The 13,037-nt window shown below is 65.4% G+C and carries 14 protein-coding genes and 1 pseudogene; 12 read left to right on the top strand and 3 right to left on the bottom strand.

Translation table 11 applies throughout. From position 1 onward, the window contains the following. The 8 genes and pseudogenes from DCO45_RS23000 to DCO45_RS12780 form a co-directional block, all read left to right on the top strand. Nucleotides 1-464 (top strand): annotated as a pseudogene (locus DCO45_RS23000) (MSCRAMM family adhesin SdrC); the annotation flags it as partial. A gap of 99 nt (nt 465-563) precedes the next feature. Next, nucleotides 564-1,181, top strand: a complete 618-nt coding sequence (locus tag DCO45_RS12810; protein WP_116926192.1) for a hypothetical protein — start codon at nt 564-566, stop codon at nt 1,179-1,181. Next, on the top strand, nt 1,181-1,837 hold the full coding sequence (locus DCO45_RS12805; protein WP_232539505.1) for a hypothetical protein: 657 nt from the start codon (nt 1,181-1,183) through the stop codon (nt 1,835-1,837). The genes DCO45_RS12810 and DCO45_RS12805 overlap by 1 nt, the downstream gene beginning before the upstream one ends. Nucleotides 1,838-1,850: 13 nt before the next feature. Then, nucleotides 1,851-2,342, top strand: coding sequence for a hypothetical protein (locus tag DCO45_RS12800; RefSeq protein ID WP_232539504.1), 492 nt, complete (start codon nt 1,851-1,853; stop codon nt 2,340-2,342). After that, entirely contained in the window at nt 2,339-3,154 is an 816-nt protein-coding gene (locus DCO45_RS12795) for a hypothetical protein (RefSeq protein ID WP_116926191.1), read from the top strand. Before DCO45_RS12800 ends, DCO45_RS12795 begins: the two co-directional genes overlap by 4 nt. Then, entirely contained in the window at nt 3,151-3,816 is a 666-nt protein-coding gene (locus DCO45_RS12790) for a hypothetical protein (RefSeq protein ID WP_116926190.1), read from the top strand. The genes DCO45_RS12795 and DCO45_RS12790 overlap by 4 nt, the downstream gene beginning before the upstream one ends. Before the next feature lie 83 nt (nt 3,817-3,899). Further along, nucleotides 3,900-5,201 carry an amidase gene (locus DCO45_RS12785; RefSeq protein WP_116926215.1) on the top strand — a complete coding sequence of 434 codons (1,302 nt, stop codon included), beginning with the start codon at nt 3,900-3,902 and terminating at the stop codon, nt 5,199-5,201. A gap of 9 nt (nt 5,202-5,210) precedes the next feature. Continuing rightward, a complete protein-coding gene (locus tag DCO45_RS12780) occupies nt 5,211-5,669 on the top strand; it encodes a hypothetical protein (protein WP_116926189.1) in 459 nt (152 codons plus the stop codon). 78 nt (nt 5,670-5,747) lie between these two features. On the opposite strand, the gene DCO45_RS12775 is transcribed toward DCO45_RS12780, so the two are convergent. Continuing rightward, on the bottom strand, nt 5,748-7,358 hold the full coding sequence (locus DCO45_RS12775; RefSeq protein WP_116926188.1) for a pseudouridine synthase: 1,611 nt from the start codon (nt 7,356-7,358) through the stop codon (nt 5,748-5,750). 321 nt (nt 7,359-7,679) lie between these two features. Between DCO45_RS12775 and DCO45_RS12770 the strand changes: the two genes are divergently transcribed. Further along, nucleotides 7,680-7,907: a hypothetical protein gene (locus DCO45_RS12770; protein ID WP_116926187.1), complete on the top strand. Its 228-nt coding sequence runs from the start codon at nt 7,680-7,682 to the stop codon at nt 7,905-7,907. Nucleotides 7,908-7,912: 5 nt separating this feature from the next. On the opposite strand, the gene DCO45_RS12765 is transcribed toward DCO45_RS12770, so the two are convergent. Next, complete coding sequence (locus tag DCO45_RS12765) at nt 7,913-8,653, bottom strand: Crp/Fnr family transcriptional regulator (protein ID WP_116926186.1); 741 nt, start codon at nt 8,651-8,653, stop codon at nt 7,913-7,915. Nucleotides 8,654-8,853: 200 nt separating this feature from the next. On the opposite strand from DCO45_RS12765, the gene DCO45_RS12760 reads away from it, so the two are divergent. Beyond that, nucleotides 8,854-9,108 carry an acyl-CoA-binding protein gene (locus tag DCO45_RS12760; RefSeq protein ID WP_021028674.1) on the top strand — a complete coding sequence of 85 codons (255 nt, stop codon included), beginning with the start codon at nt 8,854-8,856 and terminating at the stop codon, nt 9,106-9,108. Nucleotides 9,109-9,119: 11 nt separating this feature from the next. On the opposite strand, the gene DCO45_RS12755 is transcribed toward DCO45_RS12760, so the two are convergent. Next, nucleotides 9,120-10,088 carry a dienelactone hydrolase gene (locus DCO45_RS12755; protein WP_133248156.1) on the bottom strand — a complete coding sequence of 323 codons (969 nt, stop codon included), beginning with the start codon at nt 10,086-10,088 and terminating at the stop codon, nt 9,120-9,122. Nucleotides 10,089-10,274: 186 nt separating this feature from the next. Here DCO45_RS12755 and DCO45_RS12750 point away from each other — a divergent pair, with 186 nt between their 5' ends. Both DCO45_RS12750 and DCO45_RS12745 read left to right on the top strand, forming a co-directional pair. After that, nucleotides 10,275-12,221, top strand: a complete 1,947-nt coding sequence (locus tag DCO45_RS12750; RefSeq protein WP_116926184.1) for an AMP-binding protein — start codon at nt 10,275-10,277, stop codon at nt 12,219-12,221. 25 nt (nt 12,222-12,246) lie between these two features. After that, nucleotides 12,247-13,029, top strand: coding sequence for an ABC transporter ATP-binding protein (locus DCO45_RS12745; RefSeq protein ID WP_021028671.1), 783 nt, complete (start codon nt 12,247-12,249; stop codon nt 13,027-13,029). Nucleotides 13,030-13,037 lie beyond the last annotated feature (8 nt).

The raw sequence follows: 13,037 nt of genomic DNA, 5'->3' as shown, positions 1-13,037 counted from the left end.
GCCTGGGCGTGCTGCTCAACCAGGCGCGCCTGGCCACCACCCAGGTGCTCAGTTGGACCAGCCCGCAAATCTACCGCAGCAACGACAAGACCGCCTATGTCTATCTGCGCTGGGAAGGCGGCACCGGCCGGCCCTTTGCCGTGGCCGGTGGCATGCCTGGCAATGGCAGCGGCAGTGTCGCTGGCCGCGTGTTTTATGACGCCAACAAGGATGGCCGCATCCAGGCCGATGAGTCAGGAGCGCAGGGCATTGAGGTGGTGCTGGACGGCCGCTACCGCAGCACCACCGATGCCGAAGGGCGTTTCTTTTTCCCGATGGTTGGCGTAGGCCGCCATCAGCTCAGCCTCACGCTCGACAGCGTGCCCCTGCCCTGGGGCGCTGCCGACGGCACGGTACTGAGCGTTGATGTTCCGTTGCGTGGCGAAGCCAACGCCGAGATCCCCATCACCAAGGTGGAGGAATAACCATGCAGCAGATCCCAGGTCCGACGCGCGTTATTTGCGATGCACGGCATGGACCGAACTTGTGCGCCAACATGCGCTTCTTTCTTCGAGGACTTTGATATGAAACACCCAAAATTGAATGCACTGGCCCTGGGCACCGCTCTGGCTCTGGCCTGCACCGGCCATGCCCTGGCTGAGAGCCAGTACGGTTTCGCCGCCACCGGCAGCGGCACCGTGACCGCCACCGCCAAGGTCAACCTGAGCGTGGTCATCCCCAAGCTGATCTTGCTCAAGGTCGGCACCACCAATGCCACGCAGGACACCGTCTCCTGGGCCGCCTCGCTGACCATTCCCGGCACACCGGCAACCACGCCCACGGCCACGGCCAACAATGTCCAGGTGCCCTGGGATGGCACCGCCCCGACGGTGACGACGACCGCCTCCGGCAATGTGCTGAATGTGGCCGCCTGGACCAATGCCGGCTCGGCCACCATCAACTGCGCCATGGGCACCTGGAGCGCCACCGGCGGCCCAGCCAATGCCAGCTTTACGGTCACCTCCGGCGGCACCACGCCGCTGCCCCACCCCGGCGCCAACCTGGGCTCCTGCGCTTCCACCACCATCTCGACCAACACCTTGATGAGCGGCACCTGGACCTATGCACTGACCGGCACGGCCAGCAGCTGGACGGCGGGCACCTACACCAACGCCGTCACCTACACGGCCACGGGCGTCTGATGCGCAAGCGCGATGCAACCACCACCGCCCGCGCCGCCTTGCAGGCAGTGCGCGCACCGCTAAGCGCGGGGCTGGTGCTGCTCGCCTGCGGCATCAGCGTGCCTGCCAACGCCGTGATCACCACCGTCAGCGACAGTGGCAGCAGCTATGCGCTGTCGCTGCAGGTGGGGTCTGCTGCCGGGGTGGACACCGTGCAGTTCAATGTCACCGGGAACAACGTGGGCCTCACGCCCACGCCTGTGACGGGTACGCCGGCGATTGATATCTCGGTCACGCCGATGCGGCCTGTTTCCACCTCATCCACCGCCAGACCGGTGACAGTGCGGGTGGACTCCAGCGTTGCACTGGCCTGTGTCAGCGGCCCCTGTGGCGGCACCAACATACCGTTCAGCAAAATCAGCTGGACCAGCACTGGCAACGGCAGTGGTGGCGATATCCAGAACGGTCAGTTCAGCGGCGTGGCTAACCAGCAGCTAGCCAGCTTCAACGCCAATGCCACCTTCTGCTCGTTCCCGCTCATTATTTTTTGCTTGGGCTGGACCTACCAGTCCAATGCGATAAGCGCCACGCGTTTGACGTTCAGCTATGCCAACGACACGATCTACCCGGCAGGCACCTACCAGGGCACGGTGTACTTCACCGCGTCGATGGAATAAAGGAGGCTCGCGCATGCCACGTTTTCGCTTTCCGTGCTTCAGCGTCTTGCTGGCAGCCGCATGCGCCTGGGCCCCAGGCGCGTATGCACAGGCCATCCGGCTGGATGATTCCACCTCCCCCCGGGCCCAGGTCAACGCTGATTTCCGCCAGGCGCAGATGCTGGACAACCAGACCATCAGCCTGCCCTTTGGGCATGTGGAATACCGCCTGGCCACCGCCGCCTATGTAGGCAAGCAGGCGCGCATTTACTACGTCATTCCGCTTGCCGTGGCGGGTCTGCGCTCGCCCGCGGGCATGCAGGTGCAGTGGCGCAGCAGCGGCCGTTTCCAGCCCGGCATGGGCCGCCCCGGTGACCGGGTTCAGGTCTGGACCGGTGTGGTGCGCACCCCCTGGATCACCGAAAACTTTGACCTGCAGCTGCGCATTGACCGCCGCGAGCTGCAAATCGGCCAAGGCGGCAGCCTGCGCTTTGAATCCTATTTTGAAATCGAGACCCAGCCATGAGCTTTTCCTCCTTCGTGCGCCGTTCTCTGGCCCTGACCCTGCCGCTTATCGCCTGCCTGGCGCAGGCAGCACCGTTCGAGATGGCGGTCTCCCCATCGCGCTTTGAGCTCACCGCCAAGAGCGGCGAGCGCCTGGGCCAGTCCATCGATCTGCACAACCTGGGCTCGGCCGCCACCGCTCTGTCGGTGCGTACCCTGGACTGGAGCTATTCGGCCGACGGCCAGATTACCTACCATGACGAGCTGCTGCCCGGCAGCTGCCGCCCCTGGGTGGCGCTGGAGCGCCGCACCGTCAAGGTCCCCGCGCAGACCAAGCAGGCCTTCCGCTTCCAGATCACACCTCCGGCCGATGCGCCGCGTGGCGAATGCCGCTTCATGATCGCCATTGAAGGGGTGGAGCCGGCCCAGCAGACCATCATCCAGAGCGGGGGCGCCAGCCTGAGTCTGCCGGTCACCGGCCGCATTGCCGTGGCCGTCTATGTGATGCTGGGCGGCGCCGAGCCCAAGCTCGAAGTCCAGCAGATCGGCATGCGCGATATCGCCGGCAAACGCAGCCCCTCCATCACCGTGCGCAATACCGGCGACGCCCATGGCCGGCTCGATGGCACGGTCGATGCCAAGGATGCGCAGGGCCGCAGCTTTATGCTGGCCGTTGAGGGCACGCCCATCATGCCCGGCCAGACCCGGCACCTGGCCCTGGTGCCCAAGGCCGAGGATGGCCAGGCGGCCCTGCAACCGAGCTACCCCATCAAGGCCAGCGGCCTGCTGGACTGGGACAAGGGCAGCTTCAAGCTGAATGCGGATTTCCAATGAGCACGCAGCGCTGCCCGCTCCACCGACTGTGCCTGGCGCTGTGGCCCCTGGCGCTGGCCGCTGCCAGCAGCAGCGCGCAGGCAGCCAGTGCGACCTCGGGCACTGGCAACCTGCCGCGCACTACACCCGCGGTAGCGCTGAACTTCTCCATCCAGATCGACAAGTTTCTGTTCTTCCGCATCGGCGACGGCGCCTGGCCCACGCCGGGCGGCACCACCTCGCAGGTCGGCTTCAGTTTGAGCCCGTCCATCCCTGCGGTGCCCACCACCCCGACCACAGGCAACAACACGGCCGTGAACTGGAATGGCACCGCGCCCACCTTTGCGGTCGCCGCCAGCGGCAATGTGTTGCCCGTAGAGGTGCGCAGCAATGGCGGACAGGTCAGCGTGTTCGCCACCGTCACCACCGCGCTGACCAGCGGCGCCAACACCATTCCGATGAATATGGTCAGTATCACCAGCAGCGACGCAGCCCTGCCGGCGCCCACCATTCCCGCCAGCGGCACCGGCACCAGCGTCAATGTCACAGGCGGCGGCACGGGCACGGTCAATAGCCTGGTCACCATCCGCAATGCGAACTGGACCTTTGCCTACAACAGCGCCATCAGCCGCACCGCCGGTAATTACAGCGGGCAGCTGAGCTTTACCGCGGCCGTGCCTTGAGGGATTCCCAGCGCCGCCATACGGATCGGCGCGCAGTTATTGGTTACGATGGCAATCCCATCAGATTTTTGAACGATTTCGCCATGCCTACCAGCGCCGAACGCCTTGCCCAAAGCCTGCAGACCCTGACCGCGCTGGGCGACGAGGCGCAGCGCATCTTCACCCAGCTCTACCCCAAGTCCGCCCAGGAAGCGGCGCAGGCCGCAGACCAGCGCGCCGCGCGCGGCCTGTCGCTGGGCCCGCTGGACGGCAAGCTCGTGTCCATCAAGGACCTGCTCGATGTCGCAGGCCAGGTGACCACCGCCGGCGCCGCCATGCGCCGCCGCAGCGCCCCGGCCGCGCAGGATGCGCCGGTGGTGCAGCGCCTGCGCGCCGCAGGTGCGGTGATCGTGGGCAAAACCAATATGACGGAGTTTGCGTTCTCGGGCGTGGGCATCAATCCCCATTTCGGCACGCCGGGCAATGCCGCCAACGCGCTGCACATCCCCGGCGGTTCGTCCTCCGGTGCCGGGGTCAGCGTGGGCCGGGGACTGGTCGATATCGCCATTGGCTCGGACACCGGCGGCTCGGTGCGCATTCCGGCCGCCTTCAATGGGGTCACCGGCTTCAAGCCCACGCAGGCGCGGGTCTCGCGTGACGGGGCATTTGCGCTGTCCTACACGCTCGATGCGCTGGGCCCGCTGGCCCGCACGGTGGCCGATTGCGCGGCCGCCGACGCCACCATGGCCGGCGCCACCCCCCAGCCGCTGCCCCAGCGCAGCCTGCGAGGCCTGCGCATTGGCCTGCCCCAGGGCCTGCCCTGGACCGACTGCAGCGACGAGGTGCTGGCCCAGACCGACAATGCCATCGCTGTGCTGCAGGCGCAGGGCGCCGCCTTCCGCAAGCTGCCCTGGCAAGATTTGATGGCCGCCCCTGCACAGCTGCAAAGCGAAGGCACCCTCATTGCGGCCGAGGCCGCCGCCATCCACCAGCAGGCGCTGGTGAGCGCGCGCGATGCCTTTGACCCGCGCGTGCTCTCACGCATGGACAAGGGCCGAGCCTTGAGCGCGCCCTACTACATCCAGCTGCTGCAACAGCGCCAGCAATGGATGGCGCAGATGGATGCCGCCATGCAGGAGGTGGACCTGCTGCTGCTGCCCACCATCGCCATCACCGCACCGCGCATTGCGCCGCTGCTGGACGACGACAGCGCCTTCTTCGCGGCCAATGCGCTGATTTTGCGCAACACCTCGATCTTCAATTTCTACGACCTGCCGGCCATCTCGCTGCCGCTGCCCCGCTCTGCGCGCAGCCTGCCGGTCGGCCTGATGCTGGTGGGCGCGCGCATGCAGGATGCCCACTTGCTGGCCCTGGCCGCCGCTGCCGAGCAGGCGCTGGCGCAGTAAGGCCGCAGCATGGGACGCGCAAGCCTGCAATGGACCGATGAGATGCTGGCCGCGCTAGGGACGGACAAGGATGCGGTACTGGCCGAGCGCTGGGGCACCAGCGCCAAAACCGTGAACCTCAAGCGCAACAGCCTGGGCATTGCCGCCTTTGGCCATGTGGCATGGACGCCGGAGATGCTGGCCGCGCTGGGCCAGGAAAGCGATGCCAGCCTGGCCACGCAATGGGGCATCAGCAAGGCCAGCGTCGTGGCCAAGCGTGGATCCCTAGGCATTGCCCCGCTGGACAGCAGCCGGGGCAAGCACAGCCAGCACAGCTGGCAGCCCAACGAAGTGATGCTGCTGGGCACCGCATCCGATGCCGATGTGGCCACGCAGCTGGGTCTGACGGTGGCGGCGGTACGCAATGCCCGCATGGCCCGAGGTATCGCACCGGCCCGCCCCCAAAAACCACCCATCGCAAAAAGCTAACCCCTCCAAGGCCCGTGAAGGCCACAGAGGGGTTCATGCAGCGCTGCAAACCCAAGGCTTGCGGCGGCGGATCAGTGCTTAAAACTCTTCGTTTTCGCCCAGGTAACGCCACTGCCCCACGGGCAGATTGCCCAGCACCACCTTGCCAATGCGGATGCGCTTCAAGCCCACGACAAACAGGCCCACGGCCTCGCACATGCGGCGGATCTGGCGCTTCTTGCCCTCGCGCAGCACAAAGCGCAGCTGCTCGGGGTTCTGCCATTCCACACCCGCGGGCAGCAAGGCCTCACCGTCCAGCGACAGGCCGTGGCGCAGCAGCGCGAGCTTGTCGTCGGGGAAATGCCGCTGCACATCCTGGTCCACCGCACCATAGGTCACGCGCACCAGGTATTCCTTCTCGACCTCGGAGTCCTCGCCAATCAGGTGCTTGGCAATGCGGCCGTCCTGGGTCAGCACCAAGAGGCCGACCGAATCGATATCCAGGCGGCCGCAAGGGGCCAGGCCCTTGAGCTGGCTGAAGTTGAAACGGGTCTTGCTGTGGTCCTCGCGCCAGTGGTTGGGCGGATTGAGCAGCACCATCGCCGGCTCATGGCCATCTTCGGCCTGGCCGCTGACATAGCCCATGGGCTTGTTGATCAGGATCGTCACCTGCTGGGCCTGCAAGTCCTGCGCCTCGCGCTGGATCTCGATCTTGTCGGTCAACTCGACCATCTGGCCCATCGTCGCGATGTCGCCATTGACCAGCACCCAGCCATTCTCGATCCAGGCATCGCCCTCGCGGCGCGAGCATAGACCCAGGTCGGACAGGCGCTTGTTCACGCGCACCTGGCCTTCGGCCTTCAACTGCTCATTCTGGGCCTGGGCCTTGGCGGTCTGCATCGTGCGCTGGGGCGCATCGGCACGCCAGACGTTGGACGGCATCTCGCGGCGCGGGGCATCCCGGCGTGGTGGGCCGTCCCGGTGTGGCGCTTCGTCGCGTGGGCGCTCCGAGCGGAAGCCATCCTGGCGTGGGCCGGCGCCAAAGGAACGGGGTCCGCCCATGCGGGGGCCGTCCGAGCGGGGGCCAAAGCCACGGGGGCCTTCGTTGCGGCGGTCATCCTGGCGGGGGCCAAAGCTACGTGGGCCCTCGTTACGGCGGTCGTCCTGGCGTGGGCCTGCGGGTCGGCGGCCATCCTGCCGCGGGTCGCGCGATCCAGCACCTACGGAGACAAAGTCACCGCGCCCGGCATAGGGGCGCCCGGCGTAGGGGCGCCCAGCATCCGGGCGACCTGCATAAGGGCGCGCATCGTCCCGGCGGCCACCGTCAGCGCGGTCGCCAAAACGACGGTCCTGGCCATAGCCACCACCGCGTGCCTCACCACGGCCAAAACCGCCATCGCGGTCCGGCCTATCGCGGTCCGGCCAGCTGTCTCTGCTGCCACGCTCACCCCGGTTGTCGCGCGCATCGCGGCTATCACGACCATCACGGCTGTCCCTGCCGCCTCGGTTGTCGCTGAATCGGCTGTCGCCGCCAGGACGGGGCCCTGTGGGGCGCGGGCCACCAGCTGAACGCGGACGGTCCGCACCCGGCCCTCCGTCACGGCCACGCGCAACAGGTGCAGGCGCGGGTTTGCGGGTCAGGGTAAGTTTTTTGCGGCCTTCGCCATCGTCGGCGGCAGGCGTATCAGCAGGAGAGCGGGGATTTGACATAGCCCGCCATTGTCGCGTGTCTTGCCATTCCAAGCTGCGCGCACGGCTATGAAGCCTGTGGACAAGTCTGTGCAGAACTGCCAGCGCGCGGCATTGGCCCCGGCCGGTGCGTTTACAACTTGCACCGGTTTTTACGGAAAACCCCGGCCAGGGGCTCGACCGCCTCCGCCCAGCCCTGCTGGTGTGAACGCCGTAGCCCCAGCCTGCGAGGGCGCAGCCGATATGCATCCGAATGCATACAGATGTGAGCACTGCAAACCAGCCAGAAAAACTTCAATTATTGGGGCGTAGCATGAGCTTATCTATTTTTAGGAGATTCCCATGGCACAAGCACCGTCCTCTCTTTCATCGCAAAAGGCGCTGCGCTGGCTGCCCGCGCTGGCCCTGGTGCTGGGCGCCGCGGCGCTGAGCGGCTGCGACAAGGGCGCCTCGACCGCGCCGATGCCGCGCGCCACCCCGGATAACACCACGCCCGGTGGCTCCATGCCCGCACCGCCACCAGCAGGGGCGACGCCCGAGACGCCAGCGGCCCCGGCCACCAAGCCATAACAGCACTACAAGTCAAAATCCGCCCGCTGCGGTTTGACCAGCCAGCCCTGTCCGCGCAGGGCCTGCAGGTCGAGCACACGCAGGCCACCGTATTCGATGCGGATAAAGCCCTGGTGCTGCAAGGCGGCAAGGGCTTCGTTCACCCGCTGGCGCGACAGGCCCACCAGGTAGGCGAGTTCTTGCTGGGTGATGCGCAGCACGTCGCTCACCCCCGGGCAGAGCACGGGATTGAACAGCGCAGCCAGTGTGCGCGCCACCCGCTCCTCGGGGCGGTTCAAGCGGTCGATCTCGCGGGCGCTGATGAACTGCGCCAGCCGCTCGTTGAGCTGGTGCATCACAAAGCGGTTAAATCCCAGCGAATGGTCCAGCAGCCAATGGAAGGCATCGACCGGAATGCCGCAGACGGAGCTTTTGCGCAGCGCCTGGATGTCATAGCGGTAGATCTCGCGCTTGAGCGCCGTGCCCTCGCCAAACCAGCCGGTGCGGGGCAGCCCGGCAAAGGTCATCGTGCGGCCCTCGCTGTCTTCGGCGCTCATCTTCAAGAGGCCTTCGATCACGCCAAACCAGTAGGTCACCGGCTTGCCTACGCGGCAGACATACTCGCCCGGCTCGGCCTCGGTCACCATCAGCTGGCGCACCGCGTACTCACGCTCGGCGGGTTGCAGAACGGGAATCCAGGGGATGTCGGCCACTTCCGCAGCATGCGGGGCACGGCGGCGTTGGTAGAGAGAGGCATGCGGGCTCATGGCGGCCAAGAATGCACCAGCTTGATGCGGCTGCAAAGGGGGTGGCTACCAACGCCAGTCCTGCATTTGTCACCTGCGCAGCAAGCCAGCGCTGCGGGCGGTCGCAGCCGTAAGACATCAGAAAAATGCCAGCGCTTGCGCGCGCTGCTGCAAGCTACACTGGCAGCCCTGCTCCATCATCCCCACACCATGAGGTCCCCATGTCCGATCTGAATACCGCCTTTGAAGCCGCCAAGGAAGCCGCCCTGAACATGAGCGAGCGCCCCGACAACCAGACCCTGCTCAAGCTCTATGGCCTGTACAAGCAAGGCGCGCATGGCGACAACAACGAGCCCAAGCCCGGCTTTACCGACTTTGTTGCCTCGGCCAAGTGGAACGCCTGGAACCAGTGCAAGGGCATGGCGCAGGATGACGCCAAGCAGCAGTACATCGACATGATCCAAGAGCTGCTGTAAGCAAGCTCTCTCTATAGTTTTTGGCGAAACAACGCCAGCGCCTCGGCCGCCCAGCGCGGTTGAAAGGCGCGGCGGTCAAAGCCCGCCGGGTCACTGCAGATCTGCGGCGCGGCAGCCGCCAGCTGCGCACTGCAGGGCGCCAAAAACGCAAAGTGCGCGGCACCTGCCACGGCATGCAGGGGCGGCTTGTCAGCCTTGCCGGCAGGCAGCAGCGCGGCCAGCGCCTGCACCGAGCCCGCAGGCACCCCGTCCCCACCTTGTTCTGAAGCCCACAGCTGCAGCGGCAGCTTCAGCTTTTCCAAACCACTGCTGGCACCAAAGGCCGCCAGCGGATCGGCCAGCACCATGGCTTTGATGCGTGGCTCCGGCTGGGGCTTCAGCGCAGGGATCTGTCCTTGCGCGATCGCCTGGCACAGGGGCGATGGCGGCTCGGGGCAATGGCCCGCCAACTGCGCAAAATCCGGCCTAGCACCGGCGAGCACCAGGCCGGTATAGGCCCCGCGTGAAAAGCCCAAAAAGCCGATGCGCTGCGCATCCAGCACGGCGCGCCAGCGGCTGTCTGCCAGCACGCCATCGATCGCGCGGCGCACATCGGCGGGCCGGGCCTCCAGCGCCGCAAAACTGCCGCCTTGCGCCAGGTTCAGCGCAGAGTCCAGGCTGTGGTTCAGGCTCAGCACGGCGATGCCGCCATCGGCCAAAGCGGCGGCCATGTTCCAGTGGCTGAGCGCACTGCCGCCATAGCCATGCGAGATAACCACCCAGGGCAGCTTGCCGCTGGCAGCCACCGGGCAATCTTCGGTGGCCATCACCTCAAAAGGCCCGCGTTTCAACAACGCCGGCGGCTGGGCGCAAGGCGTCCAGAGCAAGGCCTGCAGCGGCGGCTCGCCCGCGACCGTGAACCGGTGCAGGCCCGCGCCTTGCGCCAGCATGGCGATGCTGGCCAACAGTGCCGCCAACAGCGCAGATCGACAACGCTTCATCCACTTCCTTCCTGTCTCCAGCCCAAGCGCTGGAATATTTGCCAGCCGCAGGAAAGTACCTACAGCGTTTTCCCGCAGATTGTCGTCATAAAGACAAAACAACGTCAAAGCTGAACCTACATTCGGTTTCAACAGGACGCAAGGCATGGCACTTGCGATCTACAAAAAACGGCATAGGAGACAACCATGTCAACGACATTTCCCAAGCTATTGCTGCAGCACGCGGCCCAGCGGCCCGAGGCCGCCGCATTGCGTGAAAAGGAATACGGCATTTGGCAAAGCTATAGCTGGTCCGAGCTGGCCGTGATGGTGGCCAAAATAGCAGCTGGTCTGTCGCAAGCGGGCCTGGCGCGCGGCGAGCACCTGGTGCTGATGGGCGCCAACCGCCCGCGCCTGTATGCTAGCATGCTGGCGGCCCAGTCGATTGGCGCCATTCCTGTGCCGCTGTACCAGGATGCGGTGGCGGCCGAATGCGTTTTCCCGCTCAACAATGCCGAGGTGCGCTTTTGCCTGGTCGAAGACCAGGAGCAGGTCGACAAGCTGCTGGAGCTGCGCGAGCAATGCCCGCAGATCAGCCATCTCTACTACGACGACCCGCGCGGCCTGCGCAACTACGAAGAGCCCGGCCTGGCCTCGCTCGACAGCCTGATCGCCAGCGGCGAGACCTTTGTGGCGGCCAACCCCGGCTGGTTCCAGCAGCAGGTCGAGGCCACCCACAACGGCGATGTGGCGGCGATGTTCTTCACCTCGGGCACCACCGGCAACCCCAAGGGCGTGGTGCACACCCACCGCTCGCTGCTGGAGAGCGCCTCGGCCGGCGCCGAGTTTGAAAAGCTCGGCCATGGCGAGGAAGTGCTGGCCTACCTGCCCCCGGCCTGGATCGGCCAGAACATCTTCAGCTACTCGCAATGGCTGGCCTGCGGCTATGTGGTGAACTGCCCCGAATCCAATGCCACCGTGCAGATCGACCTCAAGGAAGTCGGCCCCACCTACTACTTTGCGCCGCCGCGCGTGTTCGAAGGCATTCTGACCAGCGTGATGATCCGCATGGAAGACGCCGGCCTCATCAAGCGCAAGATGTTTCAGCACTTCATGGCGGTGGCCAAGCGCGTGGGCCCGGCGCTGCGCGACGGCCAACCGGTGAGCCTGCTCGACAAGATCAGCTACAAGTTGGGCGACCTGATGGTGTTTGGCCCGCTGCGCAACAACATGGGCTTTAGCCGCGTGCGCGTGGCCTATACGGCCGGTGAAGCGATTGGCCCCGACCTGTTCAGCTTTTTCCGCTCCATCGGCATCAACTTGAAGCAGCTCTACGGCTCGACCGAGACCGCCGTGTTCGTCTGCATCCAGCCGGACAACCAGGTGTTTGCCGATACCGTGGGCAACCCGATTCGCGGCGTCGAGATCAAGATGGCCGACAACGGCGAGATCCTGGTCAAGTCGCCGGGCTTGCTCAAAGAGTACTACAAGAACCCCAAGGCAACGGCCGAGGTGCTGAGCGAAGACGGCTGGTACCACACCAGCGATGCCGGCTTTCTGGACAAGAGCGGCCAGCTCAAGATCATCGACCGCGTCAAGGATGTCGGGCGCCTCAAAGGCGGCAGCAACGACGGCGCGATGTTTGCCCCCAAGTATGTCGAGAACAAGCTCAAGTTCTTCCCCTTCATCAAGGAGGCTGTGGCCCTGGGTGATGGGCGCGAGAAGGTCTGCGCGATGATCAATATCGACTTCGAGGCCGTGGGCAACTGGGCCGAACGCCAGAACCTGCCCTACGCCGGCTACACCGACCTGGCGCAGAAGCCGCAGGTCTACACGCTGATCCAGAACTGTGTCGAGAAAGTCAATGCCGACCTGGCCACCGATGCCATGCTGGCGGGCAGCCAGGTGACGCGCTTTTTGATTCTGCACAAGGAGCTCGATGCCGACGACGGCGAGCTGACCCGTACCAACAAGGTCCGCCGTGGCTTTATCGCCGACAAGTACGGCGTGCTCGTCGATGCGCTCTACGCGGGGCGCAGCGAGCAGTTCATCGAGACCCAGGTGAAGTTCGAGGACGGCCGCAGCGGCAGCGTCAGCGCCACCTTGAAGATCGCCGACAGCAAGACCTTCGCGCCGCTGAAGTCGGTTGCCTGAGCGCCCAGCCAAGAGAAAGCCACCCATGAGCAAAAAAATCGGTGACGTCATTCTTGACATCAAGAACATCAGCCTGCGCTTTGGCGGCGTCAAGGCGCTGACGGATATCTCCTTCAACGTCAAGGAGCATGAGATCCGCTCCATCATCGGCCCCAACGGCGCCGGCAAGAGCTCCATGCTCAACTGCATCAACGGCGTCTACACGCCTTCGGAAGGCGCGATCAGCTTTCGCGGCCAGACCTTTGCGCACATGAACAGCCGCCAGGTCGCCGAGATGGGCGTGGCCCGCACCTTCCAGAACCTGGCGCTGTTCAAGGGCATGAGCGTGATCGACAACATCATGACCGGCCGCAACCTGCAGATCAAAAGCAACCTGCTGCTGCAGGCGCTGCGCCTGGGCCCGGCCCAGCGCGAGGAGATCCAGCAGCGCGAGTTTGTCGAGCACATCATCGACTTTCTGGAGATTCAGGCCTTTCGCAAGACACCCGTGGGCCAGCTGCCCTACGGCCTGCAAAAGCGGGTCGACCTGGGCCGCGCGCTGGCGATGGAGCCCAAGGTGCTGCTGCTCGACGAGCCGATGGCCGGCATGAACGTCGAGGAAAAGCAGGACATGTGCCGCTTCATCCTCGATGTGAACGACGAGTTCGGCACCACCATCGTGCTGATCGAGCACGACATGGGCGTGGTGATGGATATCTCCGACCGGGTGGTGGTGCTGGATTACGGCAAGAAGATCGGCGACGGCACACCCGAAGAAGTCCGCAATAACGAAGATGTGATCCGCGCCTATCTGGGCGCAGGCCACTGAGCACACAC

Source organism: Comamonas sp. JNW (assembly GCF_003105075.1).
Classification (GTDB): Bacteria; Pseudomonadota; Gammaproteobacteria; order Burkholderiales; family Burkholderiaceae_C; genus Comamonas; species Comamonas squillarum.
The sequence above is the reverse complement of the archived record's forward strand: the minus strand, read 5'-3'. Positions and strand labels throughout refer to the sequence as shown.

Coding starts and splice junctions, on each gene's coding strand:
- DCO45_RS12810 (WP_116926192.1), top strand. CDS start 564: ATGAAACACCCAAAATTGAATGCACTGGCCCTGGGCACCGCTCTGGCT.
- DCO45_RS12805 (WP_232539505.1), top strand. CDS start 1,181: ATGCGCAAGCGCGATGCAACCACCACCGCCCGCGCCGCCTTGCAGGCA.
- DCO45_RS12800 (WP_232539504.1), top strand. CDS start 1,851: ATGCCACGTTTTCGCTTTCCGTGCTTCAGCGTCTTGCTGGCAGCCGCA.
- DCO45_RS12795 (WP_116926191.1), top strand. CDS start 2,339: ATGAGCTTTTCCTCCTTCGTGCGCCGTTCTCTGGCCCTGACCCTGCCG.
- DCO45_RS12790 (WP_116926190.1), top strand. CDS start 3,151: ATGAGCACGCAGCGCTGCCCGCTCCACCGACTGTGCCTGGCGCTGTGG.
- DCO45_RS12785 (WP_116926215.1), top strand. CDS start 3,900: ATGCCTACCAGCGCCGAACGCCTTGCCCAAAGCCTGCAGACCCTGACC.
- DCO45_RS12780 (WP_116926189.1), top strand. CDS start 5,211: ATGGGACGCGCAAGCCTGCAATGGACCGATGAGATGCTGGCCGCGCTA.
- DCO45_RS12775 (WP_116926188.1), bottom strand. CDS start 7,358: ATGTCAAATCCCCGCTCTCCTGCTGATACGCCTGCCGCCGACGATGGC.
- DCO45_RS12770 (WP_116926187.1), top strand. CDS start 7,680: ATGGCACAAGCACCGTCCTCTCTTTCATCGCAAAAGGCGCTGCGCTGG.
- DCO45_RS12765 (WP_116926186.1), bottom strand. CDS start 8,653: ATGAGCCCGCATGCCTCTCTCTACCAACGCCGCCGTGCCCCGCATGCT.
- DCO45_RS12760 (WP_021028674.1), top strand. CDS start 8,854: ATGTCCGATCTGAATACCGCCTTTGAAGCCGCCAAGGAAGCCGCCCTG.
- DCO45_RS12755 (WP_133248156.1), bottom strand. CDS start 10,088: ATGAAGCGTTGTCGATCTGCGCTGTTGGCGGCACTGTTGGCCAGCATC.
- DCO45_RS12750 (WP_116926184.1), top strand. CDS start 10,275: ATGTCAACGACATTTCCCAAGCTATTGCTGCAGCACGCGGCCCAGCGG.
- DCO45_RS12745 (WP_021028671.1), top strand. CDS start 12,247: ATGAGCAAAAAAATCGGTGACGTCATTCTTGACATCAAGAACATCAGC.